This window comes from Lachnoclostridium sp. Marseille-P6806 (assembly GCF_900625025.1).
GTDB lineage: Bacteria > Bacillota > Clostridia > Lachnospirales > Lachnospiraceae > CAG-791.
On sequence record NZ_LR130584.1, the window covers coordinates 1 to 25,634 of the forward strand.

The 25,634-nt window shown below is 36.9% G+C and carries 22 protein-coding genes; all 22 read right to left on the reverse strand.

All coding sequences use genetic code 11. From position 1 onward, the window contains the following. Nucleotides 1-107: 107 nt before the first annotated feature. The 22 genes from E0E20_RS11155 to hxsD all read right to left on the reverse strand — a co-directional run bounded on the left by E0E20_RS11155 (nucleotide 108) and on the right by hxsD (nucleotide 25,621). Entirely contained in the window at nucleotides 108-6,533 is a 6,426-nt protein-coding gene (locus E0E20_RS11155; protein WP_442911487.1) for an Eco57I restriction-modification methylase domain-containing protein, read from the reverse strand. 60 nt (nucleotides 6,534-6,593) lie between these two features. Further along, nucleotides 6,594-8,306, reverse strand: coding sequence for a DNA topoisomerase 3 (locus E0E20_RS11160; RefSeq protein WP_130838281.1), 1,713 nt, complete (start codon nucleotides 8,304-8,306; stop codon nucleotides 6,594-6,596). A gap of 96 nt (nucleotides 8,307-8,402) precedes the next feature. Further along, nucleotides 8,403-9,248 (reverse strand): CD1107 family mobile element protein, encoded by an 846-nt coding sequence (locus tag E0E20_RS11165; RefSeq protein ID WP_072520300.1) that lies wholly within the window; start codon nucleotides 9,246-9,248, stop codon nucleotides 8,403-8,405. Next, nucleotides 9,226-9,462 carry a conjugal transfer protein gene (locus tag E0E20_RS11170; protein ID WP_072520299.1) on the reverse strand — a complete coding sequence of 79 codons (237 nt, stop codon included), beginning with the start codon at nucleotides 9,460-9,462 and terminating at the stop codon, nucleotides 9,226-9,228. Before E0E20_RS11170 ends, E0E20_RS11165 begins: the two co-directional genes overlap by 23 nt. Before the next feature lie 17 nt (nucleotides 9,463-9,479). Further along, nucleotides 9,480-11,840, reverse strand: coding sequence for a C40 family peptidase (locus tag E0E20_RS11175; RefSeq protein WP_130838282.1), 2,361 nt, complete (start codon nucleotides 11,838-11,840; stop codon nucleotides 9,480-9,482). 4 nt (nucleotides 11,841-11,844) lie between these two features. Continuing rightward, nucleotides 11,845-14,271: a VirB4-like conjugal transfer ATPase, CD1110 family gene (locus E0E20_RS11180; RefSeq protein ID WP_130838283.1), complete on the reverse strand. Its 2,427-nt coding sequence runs from the start codon at nucleotides 14,269-14,271 to the stop codon at nucleotides 11,845-11,847. Next, entirely contained in the window at nucleotides 14,183-14,572 is a 390-nt protein-coding gene (locus E0E20_RS11185; RefSeq protein ID WP_130838284.1) for a PrgI family protein, read from the reverse strand. The genes E0E20_RS11180 and E0E20_RS11185 overlap by 89 nt, the downstream gene beginning before the upstream one ends. 3 nt (nucleotides 14,573-14,575) lie before the next feature. Next, nucleotides 14,576-14,845 (reverse strand): hypothetical protein, encoded by a 270-nt coding sequence (locus tag E0E20_RS11190; RefSeq protein ID WP_130838285.1) that lies wholly within the window; start codon nucleotides 14,843-14,845, stop codon nucleotides 14,576-14,578. 10 nt (nucleotides 14,846-14,855) lie between these two features. Further along, nucleotides 14,856-15,719, reverse strand: coding sequence for a VirB6/TrbL-like conjugal transfer protein, CD1112 family (locus E0E20_RS11195; protein ID WP_009530123.1), 864 nt, complete (start codon nucleotides 15,717-15,719; stop codon nucleotides 14,856-14,858). Nucleotides 15,720-15,729: 10 nt separating this feature from the next. After that, nucleotides 15,730-15,945, reverse strand: coding sequence for a Maff2 family mobile element protein (locus tag E0E20_RS11200; protein ID WP_006268811.1), 216 nt, complete (start codon nucleotides 15,943-15,945; stop codon nucleotides 15,730-15,732). Between the two features lies 1 nt (nucleotide 15,946). Then, nucleotides 15,947-16,258 carry a single-stranded DNA-binding protein gene (locus E0E20_RS11205; protein ID WP_009530137.1) on the reverse strand — a complete coding sequence of 104 codons (312 nt, stop codon included), beginning with the start codon at nucleotides 16,256-16,258 and terminating at the stop codon, nucleotides 15,947-15,949. A 175-nt stretch (nucleotides 16,259-16,433) separates the two neighbouring features. Then, the gene (locus E0E20_RS11210) at nucleotides 16,434-16,871 is read right to left on the reverse strand and encodes a hypothetical protein (protein ID WP_004804425.1); all 438 of its coding nucleotides are present in this window, start codon (nucleotides 16,869-16,871) and stop codon (nucleotides 16,434-16,436) included. Nucleotides 16,872-16,934: 63 nt separating this feature from the next. Continuing rightward, nucleotides 16,935-18,716: a VirD4-like conjugal transfer protein, CD1115 family gene (locus E0E20_RS11215; RefSeq protein ID WP_130838286.1), complete on the reverse strand. Its 1,782-nt coding sequence runs from the start codon at nucleotides 18,714-18,716 to the stop codon at nucleotides 16,935-16,937. Next, nucleotides 18,706-19,437 (reverse strand): phage antirepressor Ant, encoded by a 732-nt coding sequence (locus E0E20_RS11220; RefSeq protein WP_004804163.1) that lies wholly within the window; start codon nucleotides 19,435-19,437, stop codon nucleotides 18,706-18,708. The genes E0E20_RS11215 and E0E20_RS11220 overlap by 11 nt, the downstream gene beginning before the upstream one ends. Beyond that, nucleotides 19,434-19,919, reverse strand: coding sequence for a PcfB family protein (locus E0E20_RS11225; protein ID WP_004804166.1), 486 nt, complete (start codon nucleotides 19,917-19,919; stop codon nucleotides 19,434-19,436). The genes E0E20_RS11220 and E0E20_RS11225 overlap by 4 nt, the downstream gene beginning before the upstream one ends. Before the next feature lie 2 nt (nucleotides 19,920-19,921). Further along, a complete protein-coding gene (locus E0E20_RS11230) occupies nucleotides 19,922-20,950 on the reverse strand; it encodes a DUF6017 domain-containing protein (protein ID WP_130838287.1) in 1,029 nt (342 codons plus the stop codon). 89 nt (nucleotides 20,951-21,039) lie between these two features. Continuing rightward, a complete protein-coding gene (locus E0E20_RS11235; protein WP_034910996.1) occupies nucleotides 21,040-21,324 on the reverse strand; it encodes a CD1845 family protein in 285 nt (94 codons plus the stop codon). A gap of 211 nt (nucleotides 21,325-21,535) precedes the next feature. Further along, nucleotides 21,536-22,927 carry a His-Xaa-Ser system radical SAM maturase HxsB gene (gene hxsB, locus E0E20_RS11240; RefSeq protein ID WP_242622770.1) on the reverse strand — a complete coding sequence of 464 codons (1,392 nt, stop codon included), beginning with the start codon at nucleotides 22,925-22,927 and terminating at the stop codon, nucleotides 21,536-21,538. Next, a complete protein-coding gene (gene hxsC / locus E0E20_RS11245) occupies nucleotides 22,927-24,039 on the reverse strand; it encodes a His-Xaa-Ser system radical SAM maturase HxsC (protein ID WP_130838289.1) in 1,113 nt (370 codons plus the stop codon). Before hxsC ends, hxsB begins: the two co-directional genes overlap by 1 nt. Before the next feature lie 7 nt (nucleotides 24,040-24,046). Beyond that, entirely contained in the window at nucleotides 24,047-25,048 is a 1,002-nt protein-coding gene (locus E0E20_RS11250; RefSeq protein WP_165444084.1) for a prepilin peptidase, read from the reverse strand. A 13-nt stretch (nucleotides 25,049-25,061) separates the two neighbouring features. Next, entirely contained in the window at nucleotides 25,062-25,268 is a 207-nt protein-coding gene (locus tag E0E20_RS11255) for an HxsD-like protein (protein ID WP_130838291.1), read from the reverse strand. Further along, nucleotides 25,265-25,621: a His-Xaa-Ser system protein HxsD gene (gene hxsD, locus E0E20_RS11260; RefSeq protein WP_130838292.1), complete on the reverse strand. Its 357-nt coding sequence runs from the start codon at nucleotides 25,619-25,621 to the stop codon at nucleotides 25,265-25,267. The genes E0E20_RS11255 and hxsD overlap by 4 nt, the downstream gene beginning before the upstream one ends. Nucleotides 25,622-25,634 lie beyond the last annotated feature (13 nt).

The following is a 25,634-nucleotide window of genomic DNA, read 5'->3' on the forward strand; positions in this document are numbered from 1 at the left end:
ATGGCAGGGGGCTTTCACCCCTGATTTGAGATTCAAGTTCTCTGTGAACTTTTCTTATTACTAAGTGCATTCACATGGTGCTGTTCGCTATCGCTGTCAACGATAACTTATGCACAACGTTTCGCACAATTCTTAAATCCATGTGCTTCGTCCACAAAGAGCTTATCTACACCCAGTTCCTCGAAAGTAATGACATCGTCTTTCTTAAAATCATCGTTTAGTTTCTCAAGCCTTGTTTCAAGTTTTTTCTTAGTCTTTTCAAGTTGCTTAACCGTAAAATTTTGGTTTCTGTCGTGCTTGTATTCCTCAATATAATTCAAAATTTCATCAATCTGATCCTGAATATGCTTCTCTTGGTATTCTTTTGACATCGGGATTTTTTCAAACTGCGTATGCCCGATCACAACCGCATCATATTCGCCGGTAGCAATCTTACCGATAAATCTCTTTCTGTTTCTTGGCTCAAAGTCTTTCTTATCCGCCACCATAATATTGGCTGACGGGTATAACTGCATAAACTCTCTGCCAATCTGTCCTGTTAGGTGATTCGGAACGACAAAGAGAGATTTACTGCACATTCCAAGCCTTTTACTTTCCATTGCGGAAGCGACCATCTCAAAGGTCTTTCCACTTCCTACCACATGAGCAAGTAAGGTATTCCCTCCGTAAAGGCTTCTTGCAATGGCGTTTCTTTGATGAGGTCTGAGTTTGATTTCCGTATTCATTCCCTCAAAAGAGAGGTTACTTCCGTCATATTCACGATTTCGGATAGAGTTAAAACGCTCATTGTAGAGCTTTACAAGTCTGCTTCTTCTTTCCTGATCACTAAATATCCAGTTCTTAAATTCTTCTTTTAGAAGCTCCTGTTTCTGTCCTGCAAGCAGGGTTTCTTTCTTATTTAGTACAGAACTTTTTGAGCCGTCCGGATTTTCAATCTGGTCAAATACCTTTGTTTCTTTAAGATTTAAAGCATCTTCAATCAGCTTATATCCGTTTACCCTTGATGTTCCGTAGGTCATTTCTGCAAGATCGTTACCCTTATCTCTGCTCTTTCCTTCAATATTCCATTCGCTTGTAAGATTGGAGAATTTAACTTTAATATCCCATCTTGCCCATCCCGGAGTTTTCAGTGTTTCAAAGATAAACTTTTCTATATCCTTAATCGGTATCCATGTTGCACCAAGACGAACGCTGATTTCACTTGCTTCAAGCTCCTTTGGTAATACTTTGGTAAGTTCTGCTTTTTGATATTCCAAGCGGTTCATCTCATAGCTTATTAGCTCTTTTTCTTTGCCATCTTCCGCATACCCCAGATGAGGAAGTTCTCTTTCGGTCTGTCTTAGCTTTGAAAGATAACTGTCAACAATGGCGATTTTATCCCTGATATTTCCTGATAAATATTCATCTTTTGTTACATAGCCATATTTATATGAATTGCTGCCGTTTGCACAGGCGAAAGGTAAATCTCCATCTTCCAAGTTAAAGGACAGCGGTCTGTAAAAGTTCTGTTCTTCCCTGATACTTAGATAAATCTCTCCCCTTAATTCTTCTATTAGAGTAGGTCTATCTTTTCCTGTCAGGCTTTTCATATACTCAAAATCCACATATCCTTTTTCGGATACGGATAATACCAGTGCTTCAAGGGAAGTGTCCACATAGTCAATGGTCTTTGCCTTTGTGATTGTCCTCTTGGAGAATATATCCCCCTTTTCCTTGAAGTTTTCTTCTTCGTCAAGAATTTCTATGGAAGAAACAAGAGGGAAGTTACTATCCTCTTTTAAGGCTCTGGTATTACTTAGGTTATTGACATATCCATGCTTTTTAGAAAAGCTGTCATAGACTTCATTTAACTTCTCCTGAGCTTTCTTTACTTCATCATCTGAAAAATCCTCTTTTTGCTTGTATATTACATCTTTTAAGGCTTCGTTCAGTTCAAGATAATCCTTAATCTTTTCCTTGTTCTTCTCCGTTACCTCTTTCTTTACAAATAGGGAATTTTCTCTGTAATACACTTCGTCATCAATAACGGTATATGAGAAGTTCTTGACATCATCCGTTGCAGGTATGGTACTGATCTCATCCTCTAAAAGCTCGATTTCTTCATAGCTTGCACCTTTGGATATTTCTTCGCTTGCCCTTTTAAGGCTCTCTTTTAATTCGGCATTTTCTCTTGGCAGGCAAGCAAGGGTGTTTCCAAATCTGCCTGACACTTCTTCCATAGTGCCAAGCACCATTTCAGGGTGATCCACAAAATATTTGTTGTAGGTCAGTCCCTTTTCATCTTCAGATAGATGTATCCAATCCTCATCTCTTTCTCTTATACTGTCCCTTTTCTTTAGGAAGATAATATCTGAGGTTACTTCCGTTCCGGCAACACCCTTAAAGGTATCGTTCGGAAGTCTGATTGCTCCTAAAAACTCCGCCCTTGCTGCAAGGTAGCGTCTGACGCTTTCATCCTTTTTATCCATCGTACCTGAAGATGTGATAAAAGCGATGATACCTCCGTTTCTTACTTTATCAATGGATTTTGCAAAGAAATAATCATGGATAAGGAAGTTATTTTTGTTATACTCCCTGTCATTGACCTTGTACTCTCCAAAGGGTACATTACCGATAACCGCATCAAAGAAATTATTGGAAAAGGAAGTTTCCTCAAATCCTTTAATCTGTATATCACTTTCAGGATATAAAAGTTTTCCAATTCTACCGCTTACCGAGTCAAGCTCTACACCGTAAAATTTGGACTTTTTCATTTCATTAGGAAGATTTCCGATAAAGTTTCCAATGCCCATTGACGGTTCTAAGATATTACCACTCTTAAAGCCCATTCCTGACAGGGTAGAGTAGATACTGTCAATCACTGTTTTCGGTGTGTAAAAGCTCGTTAAGGTAGATTCTCTTGCAGCTTCGTATTCTGCCTGCGATAGATTTTCTTTTAAGAAACTTCTTGCTTCTTTCCATTGACCACCTCTTTCTTCATCAAATACTTCGGATAATCCGCCCCAACCGACATATTTTGCCAAGGCTTTCTGAGCTGTGCTGTCAAGCTCTCTTTGTCCGCTTTCAATGCGGTTAAGCATAGAGATCGCTTCAAGGTTGTTATTAAGTCTTTCGCTCGGACTTAGTTTTTCAGGGAGGATTTCTTCGGTAATCTTAAAGTTATGAGCTTCTATTTTAGGTTTTTCTGCCTTTTCATCAATGTCTTGAATTGTATCTTTAGCTTTCTTGTATGTCAGATTTTCAAATATTCTCTCAAGGTCGCTATCCAAACGATAGGGAATCACATCGGAGCCTGTTATCATACCGCCAAGATACTCGGTATTATCCTTAACCGTTACGGTCTTTAGGTTATTTCCCATATTGTCAAAGCGGGTAATGGTACAGTCCTTATCCTTGTATTTCACTTCATCGCCAACTAAAAAGCTCGGTCTTTCAAGGCTTATCTTTCTTAATAGCTCCTCATTATTCATAAACGGTACGATTGCAATTTGCCTATTTCCATCTCTTGCCGGATAAAGCCATACCTCCGGCTTTCCGTTTACTTTATTTTTTTCAATATCCCTTGCGATATATGCTTCATGGTCAAAATAGACGGTATCACCTTGTTTCACTGCAAATTTATCCGCAAGGCTTTCTTCTTTTTCATTCAGTTCTACTTCTTCTTTTTGCTGAATGTAGTCAAATAGGGTAGGTTGAACAGGACTTTTCTCATCCGGTGAAGTTCCTTTGTTCTCGGTATCCTCTGTACTAACTCCTGACAACCTGCTCCTATCGTTGATAATATGCTCGGCTTCTTCTAATGAAATTCCCATTTCATCGCTAAGATAAAAGATTTCCTGTTCCTTTTGCTTATCTTTTAATGATAGTTGTCCGTTAAATACTCGGTCTATTTCTTCCTCGCTCATCTGTTTTACAAGCTCGGTATCTTTGATTTCTCGAAAAGTCTTTGGAAAATCTTCCAACACAAGTCTTTGAGCATTAAGTTCTTTCAATTCATTCAGATTGAAATATCCCCATTCCGGCTCAATCCCAAGTACCAGTCCAAAGGCATCACCGCTTTCTCTATCGTACTCCGTCATATACCAAGTCCAGTTAGAACGGAAAGGAATAATATATGCTGCATGAACTTCCTTATCCGCCAACTCCACATCTTCTTGTGCATAAAGCTCCGGTACTCTTTCAAGCATTTCCTTTGTCATCAGATTTTCAGGTTCATCTTTGGAATAATATTGTGATTTTTGTGGTTCTTTTGATTCTTCTCTCTCTGCCTTACTTTCTATTTTCTTTTCTTCATAAAGATTTTTAGAAAGCAGTTCATCAATATGCTTTGCTACGCTTGACCAAGTAAGAAACACATCATTACAATCATTCTTTTCCAGTTTTATTCCTTTGGCATCGTGCCATTCTCCACTACCTGTCAAACCTGATACCGCATGGCTTCTTCCTCCTGTTCCGTATTCATCTTTTAAGAAGTCGGCTTTTTCCTGTAAAGTGTGGTTTTCTTTGAAAAACTTTGTAATTCGCTCTTTTCCTCTATCGATTCCGCTTCCTCTTGAAAGAGTAGCAAGGACTTCATCTTCCGTAATAAATGCTTTTACTTTCGGAAGTTCGGTCAGATTGGTACTGTATTCTTTTCTTGACAGTTCAAGCTCCTGTAGCTTCTGATAAAGGCTGTCCACCTTATGATAGTGAAACCTTAGTACATCTCTATCTTCTCTATATGCTTCTAAAAATCGTCCATACTCTTTGATAACATCTACAAGGTATTCAGGATTTTTCAGTGCCTCGGATAATCGTTTTGTTTCATCCGGAAAGCCGCCGCTTATTTTTAGAAGTTCAAAATATCCTTGCTCTTTTCCTTCTTCGCTTAAATCGTGTGTTAGATACCATAGGGATTCTGAAATTCTGTCCCTTTCATAATCCAAGGCTTCTGAAATCTCCACATTGGTAGCAAACTCTCCGTTTTCCAAAAGTTCAGCAATTCTGTTGGCAGCATCACTCCAACTTAAAACCTCCGTATCATCTTCTCTTGCCGATGTTCCGGAAGCAAAATGAATCCCCTTATCCGAATACCAAGCGGATATTTTCTTTTCTTCCAGTTCAAAACCATTCCCACCTTGAAAAGTGTTTTTAAGATATTCTCCCAATTCTTCATTGCTTTTTCCTTTTGAAAACTCGGCAATAACAGGAAGTCTGCCACCATCGTGATTTCCTCCGTTAATAAGGACAGTGTCTATATCTTTCTGAGCAAGAGGGATGCTAAGCCTTATCTGTCCATAAGAATTTTCAGGCAAAGAAAAAGAAACCTTGTCAGCTTCTCTTATCTCTACTTCAGTATTTTCTTTTAGATTTCCACGATTTCCTTGATGGTCATTTCCTTCAAGGCTGAAATCATCGCCCCATACTGTGGATTGTTCTCGTCCTCTATCTTCCAAGACTTCATCAGCTTCGGTTTTTCTGTCCTCATAAATGCTATCGCCTGTTTTTGAATATCCATCAGGTGTTCTGTCAGCTTCTTCTCCTTGTATAGATCCACTAACATCTCGAAGCGGCTCTGCTTCTCGCTCTGTGAAAGATAATCCAGCCTCATCACTGCGTAGGTCGGATTCGGATATTCCTTGATGAATTCCATCTGTTCCTCCAAGCTGCTTAGTGTATTCTCCCTGATTTTGACTGCTATCTCCTCCGTACTCTCCATTTCTGAAAACTCGCTCGGTTTCACTAATTCTTTCCTTATCATCTCGTCGAAGTACATGGTTTTCTCCTTCCTCAATTTCTTCTTTAATCTTATTATATCCTGCTTCTCTGCTTCTTAAAACTCCTTTTTGAAGCTCTATCTTTTTGCTCTTTTGAATGGTTGTATCTATGATATTTCCGCTAATATCCGATACGGTTTCACCAAGGCTCATAAGGGATATGCTGTCCAGTCTTTTGAAGTTTTCTATTAACAGCTCCTTATCCATAGGGTAGTATAACTTAAATCTTGAAGCTACCGCATAACTGATGGAGTCCCTTACAAATTTGACAAAGGATATTCTGTCCTCATCAGCTATTCTAAGCTCATTCATCAAGCTGTCTATCTTTTCATCGCCATAGATTCTGCTTAGAAAAAAGATATTTTCAAGGTTACTTTCACTTTCTTCATAGCCTTCATTTGCTATCATTTCCTTTAAGACCTCTTGATGAGCTTCTTTATCAAATCGCCAGAGATTGACCTCATTGACATTTCTGTTTCTTGAAACGGTCTGGCTTACATCAAAGATGTAGTCCACTCTCTTTTTTATGCCGAAATCTTCTAAGATCGGAATTCCTTTTTGTCCTCGCATAACGGTTCGATGAAAGCGTTCACGCCAATAGTCGAACTTGGCACAGGCTGTTGCTTCAGGATTTTTATCATAGATACTTAGCTGACTTCTAAAGTCATATCGTTGATTGTTTCCGACAACCTTTAGGAGCTTCAGGTACTCTGCTTCACTATGCAAAATGTCCTGTTTTACAAGCTCCAAAATGTTATGAAAATCATTGATTCGCATTTTTACCTCCTTTTTCTAATTCCCCCGATTTCGGGGGATTTAATTTCCTATTCATTTTTCCTATTCATTCTTCTGGTGTTCCTCTACCGTATGTTTTATCTGTTCCTCAATCTTTTCTAAAAATTCTTTTTTGGAAGATTTGCCCTGTGCTATTTCAGACAATTCCATTTCCCACTGTGCTGTCATTTCTGCTGATTTGAAGTTATCTGCAACAATCTCTATCAGGCTTTTCCCTTTCGGTGTTGCAATCAGATTCTTCTTATCTCGTTCAATAAATTCTTTGTAAATCAGATTTTCAATAATGCCTGCTCTTGTTGCCGGTGTTCCAAGTCCTTCTCTTTCCACTTCAACACCTTTTTCCAGTACATCATTACCTGCAAGCTCCATAGCCTTTAGGAGTGTATCCTCTGTAAAATGCTTTGGAGGTTTGGTGTATTTCTCTTTAATCTCTTTCTCCTTTATTTCAAGGACATCTCCCACATTTACCTCCGGCAAAACAGATTCTTCATTCTTCTTAGATTTGTATTCTTTAAGGTATTTTGTAAAGCCCTCCTCTTTAATTACATTGCCGGTACTTGTAAATTCAAAACCGTCAAATTCAGCTACAATTTTTGTAGTATTTTGGGTGAGTGGATAGCCTACACTTGCATGAAACTTATTAGAAATCAGTCGATATACTTTTGCTTCACTTTCAGGAAGCTTGGATATATCTTCACTAAGCGATGATACGGTCGGAATAATCGCATGGTGATCCGTAACTTTTTTAGAGTTGAATACTACCTTGATACGCTCTGTATCAAAATCATTTTTGCCAAGTATATTATTGACGGTACTTGTAATCATATCTTCGGTTAAACATCTGCTGTCCGTTCTCGGATAAGTAATCAGCTTCTTCTCATAAAGGCTCTGGGCATAATCAAGAGTTTGTTTTGCACTGTATCCGAAATACTTATTGCACTCTCTTTGCAAGGTTGTAAGGTCAAAGGGCAGATCAGGCTTAGTAATTTTTTCTTTCTGAATCACATCCGCAATTTCTATTCTGTTTTCGAGTAAATTTTTAAGCTGTTCTGCCACTTCCAAGCTGTCAATTCGTTCTGTCGAAAGAGTAAAACCGTCAAGTTCAAGTTCTACCGTATAGTATTTTTCTTTCTTAAAGTTTGCTATCTCGTCATCTCTTTTAACAATCATGGAAAGGGTAGGTGTCTGAACTCTCCCAACACTGTAATTTTGCTTATACAGGCAAGAGTATAGCCTGCTGATATTCATTCCGACAAGCCAGTCTGCTATCATCCTTGCCTGTGCCGATTCAAAGAGATTGTCATAGTATTTCCCGTCTTTTATATTATCAAAGCCGTCTTTAATTGCAGAATCTTCCATTGATGAAATCCAAAGCCTTTTCATCTTCTTTTTGCATTTAGCTTCGTTATATACAAGTCTAAAGATTGCTTCTCCCTCCCGTCCTGCATCACAGGCATTGATAACTGTATCAATCTCCTTATCATTCATCAGCTTTTTAAGGGTGTTAAACTGCTTTTTTGTCGCCTTTGCCACTTCGTACTGATACTCGCTTGGAATAATCGGCAAGTCATCAATCTTCCATTTTGCATACTTTTCATCGTAAGCATTGGGATTTGCCATTTGAATTAAATGCCCGACACACCAGCTTACTTTGTATCCGTTACCCCCATAGTATCCGTCTTTTTTATTCTTTGCTCCAATCACTTTGGCAATGGATAGGGCAACACTCGGTTTTTCTGCTATCACAAGTTCCATATCGTTTTTCCTCCTTGTTTTCAGTAAAATGGGGCGAAAGTTGTAGTTCTCTCGCCCTGTGTTATGTTATGAATATTATATGTTTTTCGTGAAGAATTATTCTTCTAATTCATCTTCACTGTCATCTGTTTCTGTTTCATTTTCCATTTCTTCATTGCCTTCCCCTTCCGAAAAGAAATCATCATCTTCCTCTAAGGATTCCAGCTCCTTATCTTCTTTCTTCTTTGCTACCTTAAAATAATAGCCTGCTCCCAACGCCCCCAAAGTTACAAGAGCAAGCAGGATATATGTTCCGGTGCTGCTTTTTTCTTCCTTTTTTTCAGACTTTGCTTCTTCCGTTTTCTCTTGTTTTACAGGTTCTTCCTTAACTACTTCTTTCGGTTTTTCCTTTGCTTCAACCATATTTAGTAAATCATCTTCGGAAACTTCGGTAAGGAGCATTACATTTTCTCCCTGTTCATCGTGATTGATGATTAAGTGAAAGGTCTTACCGTTCTTCGTCTTAAAGGTAATAAACTGTCTGGCATCGGCAGAATATTTGTCTGTTTCTTTATTGTCCTTATCACTGTTATGATGAATCGGATAATCTTTGTTTGCATTATCCTTGTTTTCCGTAACGGAAGCCCTTGCTTTTGAGGGAGCGGAAGCCACTCCCTTATTTGTATTTACCTTTTCACTGTTTGAAGCCGCATTATTTTGTTTTAAGTTCTCAGGTTCTTTGGCATTTAACTTATTGGGATAGCGGACTTCTTTTTCTTCTTCCTTTTTAATAACTGTAATTTCCGGTTTTTTCGGTTCTTCCTTTACTGTTTCCTTTGCCGCTTCTTTTTCATCAATTTGTGCATAGGCTACCGATGGGTAAGCTGCTATCATGACCATAACCGCAAGAAATAAAGCTGTCATTAACCTTGTAAATACCTTATTTTTCATAACTGTTCTCATCTGTTTTCTCCTTTTTCATTTCCGTTTGTTCTTTTTTAACCTTTGCCATTAAATCTGTAATCGTGATATTGTTTTTTCTGCAAATGGCAATAATCTCCTCATTTTCAAGTTCTTCTTCACGAATAAATAAAGGCTCCAATTCTTCATCAATCAGAGCCTTCTTGTCCTTTAACTTTTGTATTTTGTTTTTCACTGCTGTAAGTTCTTTTTTCACATTTTACCGTCCTTTCTTTATTTTACTCTGCCGAAGCCGTAGAAATGCTCCCTCCAGTAAGGTGTGTTGATACTGACAAATCGAATCGGATCTCCTGCGTGTATCATCATTCCGTTCCCTGCGTAAATGCCGACATGAGAAATAGGGGAGCCGCTGTCGTAGGTGTTCTTAAAGAAGATAATATCTCCCGCCTTTGCTTCCGATGGAGATACGGGATTGCAGTAAGTTTTGTAAATCCCCCAAGCGGTTGTTCGTGGCATATTCTTGACACCCGAATGAGTAAAACTCCAGCACACAAAGGACGAACAGTCGAAGTTATTCGGCCCGTTCGCCCCAAAAACATATCTCTTTCCGATATGCTTTTCCGCTTCGTTAAACAATGCCTTAACTGTCGCATCATCAAAGGCAATTCCCGGATTTGAAAAGTCGGGATTGTCTACAATCTCCGATAAATTTCCGTTTCCGCTTCCAAAGACAGTTTCCATATTTCCTTTAGACGCAAGCAAGGCTTCATAGTGAAGAACATTATCGGGATACTCTGCAAAGATTTCTCTTACAACACTGTCCATTTCTCTTTTCTTCAGCGTTACTATGAGCTTCTTATACTCATAGGCTTCTTCATGGCTTTCGGTATGCTCATTGCCATCTTCATCGGTATATGTTTCCGTAACTGTCCTGTATCTGATTTCAATTTCTTCCCGATAAGATAAATCATACATCTTTGTAAAAAGGTCATTGATAATGCTTTGAACTTCCTTTGAATCCTTAATTTCTCCACATCTTGAAGTGATATAGGATAAAAGTTCATGGGTGTTATGTCCGATTTCTCCCTCTTTATTTACAATATACTCATCATAGCCGGGATAATTTCCCTCTACGGAATCTATCTCGTCCTGTAGTCCTTCCTCCAATCCCGAAAACTGCTGATTGATTTCATTTAGCACAGTTTGGTTGGAAAGATAGGTTGTGGTTAATACTCCGCTTGTAGAGTTTATCATTCCGGTCATAGATGTGCCTGCAAAGTTGGTAAAGAAAGTCAGTAAAATAATAAGACCTATGACAATCATCATAAGTCCCTTTGCTTTTCGTACAATCATTTCCTTTGAACTCTTTAAGGTGTTAATAACTCCTTCCTTAATCCTGTCCCTAAACCTTGATTTATTCTGCTTTCTTATAGTATCTTTCATTTGCTTACGCTTTTGAAATCTCTTAAAGGTATCAACTTTCTTGTACTCATCCGTTTTCTTTAATTCCTCTTTGGCTTCCCGAAACTCAAGCTTTGATTTACGCTTTCGTATCTTGTAATCTTTTTGACTGAGGTTATAGCTTTTCTTAGCCTTTTTCTTATTGGCATAATTCTTTATTCCATGAAGCAGTTTTGAGTTTACATCTGCAATCTTTTCTCCTGCTTCCACTCCTTGGTTTTCATCACTGCCATGGGAAAGATAATCCCTTACCGTTTCACTTCCTTTTGCAAGTCCTGATAGTGCGGATACTTTTGCAGACTTATTTTTCAATGCCTTTCTTTGCTCTTTGGAAAGCCTGTTCTTCTTTTCTTTGTCATAGGCAGTTTCTTTTCCGGTATTCTTGCTTTCAGCCTTATCTTTAGCATTTTCTTCTTTTGAGGTCTTCTCCTTACTTCTTGTATAGAGCTTATCCGAATAGTTTTTCTTCTTATACTTTTCCTTTTGAGCCTCGTGCTTTTTTGAATATTTTTCTGTCATATCCTTTTTTATATGAAGATTATCTTCCACATCATAAGTTGACTCAAAATAGTCGCTGTCCCTAAAGTCATTGTCATATCTGTCGATGATACCGTCATTATCAAGGTCTTTGCCTAAAGGATCGTAGATTTCTTCGCTTTGATTATATGGATATACTCCATCAGTCCTTAATTCTTTTCTAAGCTTTTCAGCCATTTTCCTTTTCTTTAAAAGATTGGCTTTTCCTTTATCAAAGGCAGGTTCACTATCTCTCCCGATATTTTCTGATATTGAATTTGTAATGCTATCTTCTTTGCCATTTTCATCAAACTTCTTAAAGCTTTCATTCTCATAATCTCCAATAGGACTGCCTTGTATTTTGTCCTTATTCTCTTTTAATGCAGACATATTTTCATTATCAGCTATGTTTTTAGTATACTTTGCATTTTTCTTGGAACTTCCCTGTATAAGCTCATTCTCAGAATTTCGTTTGCTTATCTTTTCATGTATCTTATGTTGAAACCTGTCTTTGTCATGGATAATTTTTCCTCTGTAATCATCACCATGTTTTAGCTTGCTGCTTTCATCAATATCAGTATTATCTTTACCTAAAAGCCTTGCTTCTTCTTTTATCTTCTGCCTCTCTGCAAAATCTTTTTTCACCTTTTTACTCATAAGCCTACCTCACTTCTTCGGGTTTTGTTGTCATCTTCTTATATAAAATGGTGTCTTTTGGGAACTTGTCGATAAATGGAACTATGGTATTTCCAAAGAACAGCAGTCCCTCACCCTCATTGGAGTTGGTAACATATTTAAGCTGTGGTTTGGAGATTTTCAGTTTTCTTGCAAGTATTTCTCTATCTCCCGAAGCCTGATTGAGCATTAAGACAAAGTCCGTATTATCAAAGATGTTTTCTATCTCCTTACTCATGAGTAAGTCTTTGACATTTTGCGTGATACCTGTCGGGATACCTCCCCATTTACGAAATCTTTTCCATATTTCAACGGAATATGATGCAGTCTGCTCATCTTTTAAAAGCAGGTGGAACTCGTCTATATAGTATCTTGTTGCCTTATTTCCTCTATTTAAAGACACCTTATTCCACACCTGATCCTGTATCACAAGCATGCCTATTTTCTTTAACTGACTTCCAAGCTCTTTGATGTCAAAACAAAGCAGTTTCTTATTCAAATCCACATTTGACTGATGGTTAAATACATTAAGAGAGCCTGTTACATAAATCTCCATCTCAGTTGCCAGTTTCTTACCGACTTTTTCTTCCTGATTTTTAAGCATATCGTATAAATCCTGAAGTATCGGCATATTTTCTTTTATAGGGTTGTCAAAATAATTCTCATAAATCTTAGGCAAGCACCTGTCTATTACAGACTTTTCTTCCGCTGTAAGTCCGCTACCGCCAACTACAAGTTCAAGCATACTCATTATGAAGTTTGCCTTGTCTTTAAGCGGTGCGTCCCCATCTCCGTAGTTCATATTTATATCAAGAGGATTGAGGTAGTCCTTTGACTTACTGCTGACTTTAATGACTTCCCCGTCAAACTGTCTTACAAGATTCCCGTACTCTCCTTCGGGATCGCAGATAATGACATCATCATCAGTTACAATAATTGCATTAGCCATTTCTCTTTTCGCTGAAAATGACTTACCGCTACCCGGTGTACCAAGTATCAAACCGTTCGGATTTTTGAGCCTTTTCCTGTCTGCCATAATTAGGTTATGACTGAGGGCATTTAATCCGTAATACAAACTGTTGCTTGAGTTGATGAAAAGTTCTTCCGTTGTAAAGGGCATAAAGACTGCCGTAGATGAGGAAGTAAGTCCTCTGTTAATCTCAAGCTTATTTACTCCAAGAGGAAGTACACTTACAAGTCCCTGTTCCTGTGTGTGGTCAAGCCTTTTTATCTTACAGTTATGCTTATTGGCAATGGAGCTTATCTGTGCAATAGAGTTTTCAAGTTTTTGTATTGTCCTTGCAAAATTCATAAAGACAATGGTTACAACAAACATTCTCTCATCTCTTGTCTGCAAGTCTTTTAACAGGCTTTTTACATCTTCCCCATAGGTGATTAAGTCTGACGGTAAGATGTCCATATCATAACCCGATCTTACCGCCTTCTTATTTTCCTCAATTCGCATCTTATCAATATCGGTATTTTTCCTTTTTACCATCTTAATGGCTTCGCTCTGTTCTATCGCCCTGATATGAAACGAGATATTGATGTTATCATCAATATCTAAAAACTCTGAAAGCATACGGTCTGAAAGCTCACTTGCAAGGATTTGAAAATGGCTTGTTGCTCCGATGAATTTACCGAACTTAAAATATCTGCTTGGTGTAAAGTTAAACTCATCAGGTGTAATATATGTCTTTGTACTTTCTTTTCTTTGCAAGTCCTTATATGAAAAGTAAAATGTCCTACTTGGATTTAATATATCGTGAAGAATCTTTAACCTTTCTTCGCCGGTAAGGCTTTCCGCCCTTACTCCCATATTTTTAAGATTGGATAAGATGTCTATCTCCAGTCTTTCCAATTTTGAGATTGCCTGTTCCATATTGTCCGCCTCTACTGTAAATGTTACATACTTTGATTTTTTCAGTCCGTTATTTCCCTTTACTATCTGGCTTTTTAGCATTTCTCTAAACTCTAATCGTATATCGTCAAAGCCGTCCTTTTTATCCGGTATTTGTATTGCCGATTGCATTTCTTCATTTCTTCCAAGCTGATTGATATATGAAAGCTCGATACTTACACTCGGATCAAAGGAGTTTAGAAAGTTTGCAAACTGGTTAAAAATCAAGTCCCTATCTTCATCTAAGGCAAGCTGGTAGTTAATGTCCTCAAAGACGATACTTTTATTAAAGTGCCTTTCATCTGTTTGGCATATACCGCTTTTTACCATTCTAAGATAGGGAAGGGTATCTTCTACGGTATAGCGTTTTTGCTCTTTCTTAAAGATAAGGTCAAGTAGGCTTCCATCTTTTTTAATCTTTCCCTTATTTTGCTTTAAGTCCTTTTTTTGACTTTTCAGTGCCTTTTTGTTTCTTTCTAACTTTATCTGCTGAATTTTTCTTTTGCTGTTCAAGGTAAACCTCCTTTCTCACACGCTTCATCGGTTGGTAAAACTTGTGCAAATAGATATGCTTAAAATACTTTTCAAAGGGCAGTCCGTCTTTTTCAAAAAGAGTTGCGAAAAATATAGGAAGCGTTGATACGATAAGAAGTATGACCGCTATATCATTTGGTACAAATTTCCTTGTAAAGATATATACGAGGATTCCTATAAGTCCTGCAACGCTGAATCCTATGAGCTGTCTTTTGGTAAGATTAAAAGCAACTTTTGTTTTAACTTTATTTAAATCTTTTGGAATTGGTACATACGCCATAAGCTACCTCCCATCTTCCTTTATTCTCAAAAGTTCCTCTATATGCCCATATACGCTTGAAACTTCGTCCCTTACTTCTTCGATTTCTCTTTCCATCTCATTATTTTTCTCACTTTGAAACATCAAAATGGAATTGCTGTCTCTTTTGACAGTATCAATCTTTTTCTCCAGTCTGCTTAGTTTTCTCCTGTTTAGTGCAGTAAAAGCTACTGCAAATCCTGCAAGTAAAACTTCCACAGCTAAAAAGAGTCTTTCTTTATTTTCTGTTTTCATCTTTTCCTCCTTAATGCGAGTTCATCACGCTTTTTGCAAGCGTTCCGCTCTTTAACATCATCAGTCCCAGTAATACGGCATATCCGAGTACCATAAATATACTCGTGTGTATGTCCGTAAAGTTTATCGTTTTAACCAATACTGCATAAATTCCAAGACAAACCATTAGAATCAATCCCTGAAGCCCTAAAGCAAACAGTCCTTTGATGTAGTTTGTTCCTATCTGCCCCCATTCTTTGTTTCCCATCGTCGCAAAAGGAATGGCTGAAACAGATGAGTACACATAGATTTCAAACATTCTTCCATAAACTACAAGCATAATCACGATGGATATTGCCTGTATTGCAACTTTTACAAGTGAGATTTCAAACAGAATCATTAAAAGCTCACCCAGTCCTTTATCCTTTAGGGCATCCACCATCTGAACAATCTGATCTCCGGAAACGGTGGCAGAGGTGTTGATTACCCCTGCCGCCTTGTTTACCATACTTTGTGCAACATCAAAAACCGCCATTGAAAACTCAAAGGCATGAGATACTAACCATACAGCAATCCACATCTTGATGATGTATTTGAAAAACTCAAAGGTATCCGTATCGTGCATATTGTTCTTTTGCATGACCATATTGATAAGCTCGATACAAAGGACTGCCGTTATGATTAGCCCTGCTATGGGAATAATAACGGAGTCATTAATATTTTTAATAAATCTGAATACTTCTCCGTTCCACCCCATAGGTGTCTTTCCTACATCTGCTGCAACGCTGTTTACCTGATTGTTTATGTCAAGAAACATGGACTCTAAGTTTGCCTTGATACCTCCGAGCAGAAGTTCTCTGAAAAATTCTTCTATCTTATCGAAAATACCAAACATAGATTTCTCCTTACTTCAAAAGATTTGCAAGTAGCGGAATAAGCTTTAAGCCGATAAGGACAATACCTCCTCCAGCCATAAGCTGCTTTATACCCTGTGATTTTGCTCCGGGATTGTCATTACCGTACCCTTCCATCAGGTTGATAACTCCCCATGCACCAAGTCCTGCACCTACCGCCATAACTAATATTTTTAATACATCTACCGCCTGTGTAAAAAATTCCATTTTATTCTTCCTCCCTATTTTCTTTCTTCTCAATTTTGTTGTATGACTTTACTACAAAGTTTTTATAAGTCTTACCGTCTTTTTCACGCTCTTTGAAATATCCAAAGATATGAATGAGATCGCCTTTTTCAAAGTCTTTTGCCACTTCCGTTTTCTCTCCATAAGCTGCACAGTTGATATATTCCTTGCCTTTCCCGTACTTCTTCACAAGTGCAAAATTAACGACTTCTACCGTTTCTCCGTCTTTTTCAAAACTTGAGAAAGTAGGCTCTGCAACCAAGTTGGCGTTGATGTTCATCATTTCCTGCTTCATGTTTTTAATTTCTCCTTTTCATTTCAAATAAAAAAAGCGACTGAAAGTTTAAGTTTTCAATCGCTTCATAACCTCGATATTAAATTTTTCTGTCCATTAAGTGGGACTTCTTATCCTTATCATCTTGCCTCCTGATTTTCTGAGTATGAAAAAAGCAGCAAATCTATTTTTAGACTTACTGCTTATCATCACTGCTGTTTACTTGTTTTTCTTCTTTTATCTTTTCTATCTTCTTCGTGTCTACAAAGTGAGTAGCATACCATTTTTCAATATCTTCAGAATCACTTTTGCTAAACCGTAGTTTAATAACCGGCTTTTTCCCTTGCCCGTTCTTTTTCTTAATCGCCCATTTCTTATATACACAAAACGACGGTTTTAGATTTCCTTTCTTTGCATATACCCTCATTTCATGCAGTATTGTAGACAATTTTTTAAGATTGACCTTGCATACTTTTTCCAAATACAAAACTTTTCCATTTCTCCAAAGTTCATAGTCGGTCTTTGAAAGTATTTCCAAATCCATAAGCACATCTACTGCTGTTGCATATCCTTTTCTTTTTAATTGGTGATACATAGATGAATGAACTTTTCCTATCAGTTCTTTATCGTTCAATAATGTTTCCTCCTTGTGTATTTCTCTTTGATTATTATACCAAATGCAAATAATATCTAACAGCTATAACTTCATAATAACCGTATTCTTATTTAGTTTAGCCTTGCCCCTTCTTTTCATATAGCTTTCTATATCAAACAGGTTCTTTTTATCATAATCCTCAAGTAGCTTATAGTTCTTGTGCTTTGTAATATCAAATTTATCCGATAGGAAAGGGCGAACACCACGAAGTTGAAAGATACATTTACCACCGTCCATTACTGTTATTTCGTCCTGACTCATCAGCTCTTTTCCCGTCTTTTGATAATTTAATCCGAAACTCTTTTGATTGCTCCTTGTTTCAGAAGTATTATATAGGTCTATGGTTTCTTTACCAAGCGTTTCTGATAGCTCTTTTAGAGTTGTTTTCTCTTTTCCGCCTAAAAATAGGGTACTATCACAATTACCTACAATTGTATCGGCGTTATCCTTGTAGATTGCCTTTAGCTGAGATTGTGCTTGAAGTATTATACTTGCTGAAATCTCTCTACTTCTGATGGTTGCAATCAGCTTCTCAAACTTTGGAATTAAGCCGATATTTGCAAATTCGTCAAGCAGGCATCGCACATGGACAGGAAGCCTGCCACCATATACATCATCCGCTTTATCACATAAAAGATTAAATAACTGCGAGTACATAATGGACACTACAAAGTTAAAAGTATCATCGGTATCGGATATAATAACAAAGAGGGCAGTCTTTCTATCACCAAGAGTATCCAGTTCCAATTCATCTTCTTGCATCAAGTCCCTAAGTTCCTGAATGTCAAATGGAGCAAGCCTTGCACCGCAGCTTATAAGGATAGATTTCGCAGTTTTTCCCGCAGCCAATTTGTATTTCTTATATTGTTTCACCGCAAAATGTGTAGGCTCTTTCTTTTCTAATGCTTCAAAGAGTCTGTCTATCGGATTCATATAGGTTTCATCATCTTCTCTGACTTCTGAAGCGTCTATCATATCAAGGAGAGTAGCGAAGTTCTTTTCTTCTCTTGGTGCTTCATAGAAGATATATCCTATAAGGGCTGTATAGTAGAGTTTTTCGGCTTTTACCCAAAAATCCTCACCTGCCTTTTCTCCCTCACCTTTGGTATTTGCAATGATAGTCTGAACAAGTTTTAATATATCTTTCTCAGAACGAATATAGACAAATGGATTGTATTTCATGCTCTTTTTGAAGTTGATGGTATTTAAAATTTTTATCTCATATCCGTTATCTTCAAGCATTTTGCCACACTCAAGGACTATCGTTCCTTTCGGATCGGTTACGCAATATGACGAGTGCATTTGCATAAGGTTCGGTTTGACATAAAACCTCGTCTTGCCACTTCCACTACCTCCTATGACAAGTACATTTTTATTTCTCGCATACTTCGGATTTGTCGGTCTGCCATTCATTGTCAGTCGTTCTGTTTGTGTTAGCAAGATGTTGCTTTGAAACTTCTCGTCCATATATGGCTCGATATCTTTTTTATTTCCCCATCTTGCCGAGCCGTACTCTCTGCCTTGCCTAAACTTCTTGGCATTCTTTCCTTTGGTATAGACAATAAATTTAATTAAGGCTGCTACTCCAACTCCTACCAGTATATCAATAAGATGTATGCTTGGGATAAAACTCATTGTATTAAGCTCTAATATCCCCTGAAATATCTTATCAATCATATCTCCACCTACATAACTTCTTACATGATGAGAGAAAATGTTTCCTAAATAGAAAAATGCAAGATAGGGAATGTTTTGTTTTACAAACTTTGCCTTATCTTGAACCTTGAATAAGCCTTTGATGTCTTTTAATATCTTATTTATCACGAGTCTTTTCACCTCCAATCAAGAGTAAAAGAAAGTGTCTTCCTTTAGGTGTTATAAAGGTTTGAATGCCCACTGCATCATTATCGTTTCTACACCATTCCTTTACTTCAAAATATCCCTTATTGTTCTTAGCATAGGGTAGAAGTCTGTTTTTCTTATCTCTGTAAATGAGTTCCTTCTCTAAGAGGAATTGAATAAATACCTTTTGTGGGATATGAAGCTCTTTTGCTGTGTTTCTAAAGTTGGTCAGCAGATTGTTATTCACCAGTTCATCAAAATACTTGGCTTTCGGCTCTAAATCTTCTATGATTTTTTCTTTTTCAGCAATCAGGTGATTGGCAAGGAGTACCGCATTTGCCAATATTTCTTCATTGCTCATTTTTTCTTGATTTTTGATATATCCTCCATTCTTACGAATACTCGGTAATACCTCTGTGGTGATCCACTTCTTAAATTCCTTTGCCTGTGGTAGCTTTGAAGATAGGATCAGAGAATATAATCCTGACTCGTTGATAGATACCATACTTCTTCTTTGCCTGCCGTCGTGAAACACGACATCAGCTTTATCAGCTATATCCACATGTCTTACCAAAGCATCTCTTGTGTTTGAATAGCCAAGCTTTTCAGCTACTTCTTTTCCGATAAAGAAAAACTCACCGTCTTTTTCCATTACAGTGAGTTTCCCAAATTCCATATTTTCAAATGTTATTAAGTTGCTCATAAGCTCTGCTCCTTTTGTTTATTCTTAACTTTATCCTTAGAAACAGTATTTTTTGCCATCTCCTTAAACTTCTCAATATTTTTGTGAATGGACTCTTTCCTCTCAGCCTTTCTTTCTGATGTTGCAAGGGCATTTTTAAAGGCTTTCTCCATCATTTTCATATCTTTGGCTTGGAAAAATACGGAGTATTTGCCTGTTTCTTTATCTTTCATTACCGAAAACTTAACACCATATTTGTTAAGCTCTTTTTTCAGTTCTTTCAGTTCCGCTTCTTCTACCGGTATTTCTTCCAGTTGCCCTTTTTTCGCCATATCTTTGAGCTTGACTTCATTTCCGTTTACTTTAACGAGCTTTTCAAGTCCTCCCAGTTTCTCTGCTTCTTTTATCAGTTTTTTCAACAGATTTAAAAGAAGTTTTCCTGTTACTTTAGCAGCCTTAACTTCAAGGCTTAATGTCTTGCTTGCAATTTCTTCGTTAACCACATTCAATATCCTCCTCTCATATCATAACTTACAAGGGCAGAGTAGTGTGCATCTATCCCGCTTGGTGCATTATATGCTGCTGTTAGGACAAATGCTCTGATATTCCTAATCTTGTATTCATTTTCCTTAATAACATCTGACAAATACTCTAAATGCTCTGATCTAAGTTTTCTAAATCTTTCTTTTACTATATGTGCCGGAAGCTTCGTTTGATTGATTGTAACAAACTCTCTATCATCAAGTATCATAATATCTGCCAGTATCTTTAATATCTCATCAAAGTCTTTAACTATAAATTTATTGCCCAACTCAAGATGTTCATAATAGCCTGTCTGTGTTCTTAACTCATCTAAATATTTCTGATATATATTTTTGTTTTCTATTTCCGCCTCTCCATCCATCCTTTTTCTTGGTTCTGAATACTCGGCATCTATGACGGAATGATGGGTGAAATTATATGATGAAATATCTGTAGTAATCTTTGATGAATTATTTGTAGTAATCTCTGGTAATGGTTGGGGCATATTGCCATTTTGCATTGGCAGATTTTGCTCTGTTGCATCGGTGCAATCTGCACTTGTGCATTGGTGGATTTTGCACTTTTCCATTGGTGCATTTTGCCCTAATGCATTAGGCACAGCTTTTTCTAAGGCTTGTAATTCTTCTTTTTTCTTTTTGTTCTCAATTTCAGCATAAAGTTCCTCCAGCTTTTCGGTATTTATGGTGTACCATTTTGTTTTATCTCTTGGATCTTTATTGTAGTTTCCTACGAGTAGAAAACCTGCCTTTTCCAACTTCGCAAAGGTTCTTTTTACAGTATCGAAACTCATATAGTCAAAATCTTTTTCCTGCCATGCTCTTATTGAGTTATATGTCCAATATCTTCCGTCATAGAAGTTATTGCCGGATTTCTTATTTATTTCTATCCAATAGTTTATTTGTTGTAAGATAAGAGCTTCATTTAAACCTATTTCCCTTGCCAATGTCTTATTTGCAACGATAGGTTGTTCATCAAATAAATACATACTCATCTAAAAGCTCTCCTTTCCATGATATTTTTCCACTAAAAAAGACGATAGTTTTTATCTATCGCCCTTGGTAACCATTTTTATAAAATTTTTTATATTGATTTTATGGCTTCATTGATTCCTTGTATAAAAGCTATAATTACAGCTCCAATCATCGGTATTCCGTAAGGACTTAGCAGAAATCCGAGTATGAGTGCTTCTATTGCTGCTCTTGTGTTGTGCAACATAAAGAACGAGCCTATTGCCGCAAATACACACATCAGCATTAGCAGATACAGTAACGCTGTTCCTATGCTTAGTAAGAATGTTAAAAATGCAGTAAGAATACTTAACAGCAGGCTGATCGGAAATAAAATTATTTTTAATATCCATCTCATTTATTCTCCACCGCCTTTGCTAATGGAATAACTGACATAATGGCTTGAAATATTCTTTTACATATCATAAAAGCCTCCTTTTCGATATTTTGTTTGATTTTAAAAATAGGGATACAGTGCTGAAAGCTCCTATTTATCAAGCTTTTTCCTCTGTATCCCTATTATATCTCAAGCCCATTATTCATACGTTCATTCTTCCCTCTGACGAAATTCAACTAATCCATGAATGAAATATATTGATGATATCTTCTTGATTCTGACTAATATACTCAAACAAAATATCCATTATTCCTTTATAGATTCTGCACTTATAATCATTTGGAACATTCGAATATATATCACCTCCCTGCTTATAATTCAACACTGGACAAGTTCCGCAATATGGCTGATAAACACAATCACAGCATTCCGGCAATGCCTCAAGTAAACTGGATGCCATCATTGCTTTACATGATTTTGAACATATCACATCATCAAACCTGTCATTATATACATTGCCTAGCCGAAAAATAGGGTCCCCCATCTCCCCAAGCATTCGGCCCTCATCACAGGTGTATATATCACCATTATAGAAATATGCGATCTGTCCAATTACGCCTCCACATGGTGATCTTAATTCCATATAATTGCCGGAATCGTTACACATTATTTTTTTCAGCAGTATAGCAGCATGACTTTCTGCAAATTGTTTTCCCTGTTTATTAATTTGTATGACGCGTTCTAGGCACTTTCGATAAAATTCTACGAATTCTTGCGGTTTATAGCCAATTGTTTTCCAATTCCGCGCTGCATACCCGAGAGGAGTAAGTGGCCTGATAAAAACAGATTTAAATCCAAGTTTTTCATATGTATCAACTATTTGTTCTGGATATTGCAAACTGTAAGCGGTTGTAGTTTCAATAGCTCCAAGATTGATCCCTTTATTTTGCAAATATCGAATTTTTTCTACAACAATACCATAACTTGGAGCCCCATTTATAAATGGTCGATTGATATTATGAACAGCCTCATTGCCATCAAGAGAGGTTGATAAGCTAATTTTGTGTTGCAAAATATAATCTAAAATCTCATCATTTAGTAAAAGCAAATTTGAAACTAATGTATAGTCCACTTGTTTTTTACCACGATGAGCTTCCGTATACTCGATTATATGCTTTATTGTGGGAAAATTTAATAATGGTTCTCCTCCTTGAAATTCAAAGGTAATAAATTGATCTGGAGACTGCAGCGCAAAGTCAACAGCCTTTTCTGCTGTTTTACAATCCATCATTCCATATGATGTCTCTTCTCCAGATCGCGCTTGACAATAAACGCACTGCAAATTACATGCTGTTGTGAGCACAAATATATGTAACGATGTGCTATGAAGCAGATAACTTTTATTCTCTCGCAACAGGTATGTTGTTCTACTCAAAAAATCCTGCTTACTGCCACCAACTACAAAAAATTTGCGTACTAATTCTTTACCCTTTGAATTCGTTATATCAATATTATCATATATTAATTGGGAGAGTTCCTCTTTTGTTACAAAAGAGGAATATCCCAAATCATTAATGATAAGATATTTATCATTAAAAATTTTAAAATTAAAATAATTTATCATTATTTTTCAAACAACACCGGTTTCAACGTATTCACCAGTCGTATTGTTCCCTCAAAAAGTCCGCCACACGCATCTTTAACTACACAACTATTACATTGTTCCTGATAACGTATCTTATACCCTGTTATACTCTTCCGACAGATTCCCCAATACGATTGCTCAACCGCGCAAAGAGGGAAATTATATAATTCAACATCTATTCCATTAGTCAGAAGATAATCAATCCCTTCTTTAGAATCATTAAATGCAAGTTCATAGGGTATCCATACCTTTTCTTGATTCACTGCAGCATTCCCCATCATTTCCAATCCCATAAATTTCACACTATCAATTGCAGGAAATTGGTCAACTACTAATTTAGACATTTTGGTAATAAAACGATGGTTAAGACCACTGACAACAAAACGTATCTCAACGTTTATGCCATCATTAACAAGATGGTGAATCCCCAAGACAGTTTGCATAAAGCTTCCCGGAACTTGCGTTATTTCATCATGAGTTTCCGCACTATATCCATGAATCGGAATTCCGACAGTAAGATTATCCGGTTTGGATAAAGCAAATTGCTGTTCATAATTAAGATTGGCAAATATTCTGCCATTAGTCAAAAGCAAATATTCTGTATTATTATGATACTGCTGAAGCGCCTTGAATAGCTTAAAAATATCTTCCCCTACCAGAAAGGGCTCTCCACCAGTTATGGTAATATGTTCCGCGTCTTCCGGAATATACCTCACATAGTCCAATAATTCATTTATTGTGAAGCCTTGATCGTAGCGTCGAACACTTTCTGGAACAGGGCACATTACACAATTTGAATTGCAGGCTTCTGTCACAACTATTGTATTGTCCAACGAGGCGTGTTCGTATATAACGTCAAGCCTTTTTCGACCAACATTGATCAGTACATCTTCTTCTGATAACTTATTGAGTTCTAACGCCTCATCTAAACTAACAGGAAAATTTTTCCCCTCGGGAGCTAACGTACATTGCTGCCCATTCTTAAAAAAAACGTTTCTACCATCTGATATCATGCGCTCTGCTATAAGAACGGAAGAAGTATAAGAATAAAAGATGCCACATCCATTGAAGTTTTCCAGTTTGATATTCATTTTTTGATCACCTAAATATATAACTTACAATCATAAACATGGCGGTTCCCAACGTAATAAATATCGCAAAAGGCACTTTTCTTACAACCTGAACCCTCTCCGCCCCCATTTTAGATTTTCCCCATTTTAAGACAGCCTTTGCTTCCTCTTCTGTCAACCTACTGCGGAGATCTTCCGTAGAAACTGCCGGAAGTCCCTTAATTCTGGAAACAGTAAATGTAATTGTCGTAAATCTGGACAGAATCATACCTTTCTTTACGCTGTCTGTCGGAATCATTTCATAATTGAATTCCCCCATTAATATCTCTAGCAGCAGAAAGATAGCTACAATACAATAATAAATTGCTCTATCTTTCCCTAGCATCCAAAGTCCCGTAAAATATGAAAATCCAAATGATGCTATGGAGACCGGTCCCAGAATATATATTTTTTGAAACAAAGGGATCCTGACTATCAGCAGCAGGACACATATATTAATAATGATTTGAATATACATATTCATAAATCCCTGCTTCATAAATATGTATCTTTCAAGCTTTGACAAAGTCAGTATATATATGCTATTTATCACCAAACGTTTAATATATTGCTTAAACTGATTCCATATTTTTTCCCCTGACACATGCCCCTTAATTTTTATTAATCCGCGTATAGTATCTCCTATGAGATAAAAAAATGCGAAAGCGAAAGCATAAACTACTATCATAAATCCGTAATAATATCCATTTTCGATCACAGTTATTCGTATAGGAATTAATATGGATATTAGTATAAGCAGCTTACTGTCCCCGGCTGCCCATATATGTGTCATATAAAGAATAAAGGAAAATATAAGCATTGTTATGACATTTAGTAAAAATGCACGAACACCCGTTGGAAATATTTTTATGTAGTAAAATGTATCGATAAATATTCCTATAACAGCAAAGGGAAAAATTATAGCGTTCTTAATCAGGCCGTAACGAATATCGGTATAGGATGCATACAGACAGACTATGATGCACATCATTAATAACAAAATTTCACATATCATTTGTTAGTCCAATACAGTAATTTTCAAACTCACATTTTGTAATATACTCATCATATTGACAATTCCTAAATGATAAGACATAAATGCCGTTTATTTCTTCAATAGAAATATCTGCCAACTCCCGATATGCCTCTATTGCCTCTCTAATTGATTCAATACTATATATTTCCGATGAAAGATACAATTTATTATTCATGAGTCAAACCAACTCTTCAAAATATCATCTGCCGGCAACGAGATTTCTTTATATGTTGAATCTTTAGGATTGATTTCGACTATGCTGGATGCCATAGCTCGCGCAAGAGTTATTTTTCGCAATTCCTTTGTCTGCTGAAAAATCACGTATCTCGCCGTCTGTGCCAGCACTTCGTTATCAAAGTCCTGATGCTCTAATGAACAGCCAGATTTTGGAGTAATCGTTACAATATAATTATCTTTATCACTATCAAGATGAATATATGCACAATCTGTAAAATGATACGCCGTTTTAATCACAGCAACCTTAGGATATAATTCTTTATCATAGTAAAATGTATGTGTTTCATTCATAATTTAACAAGCC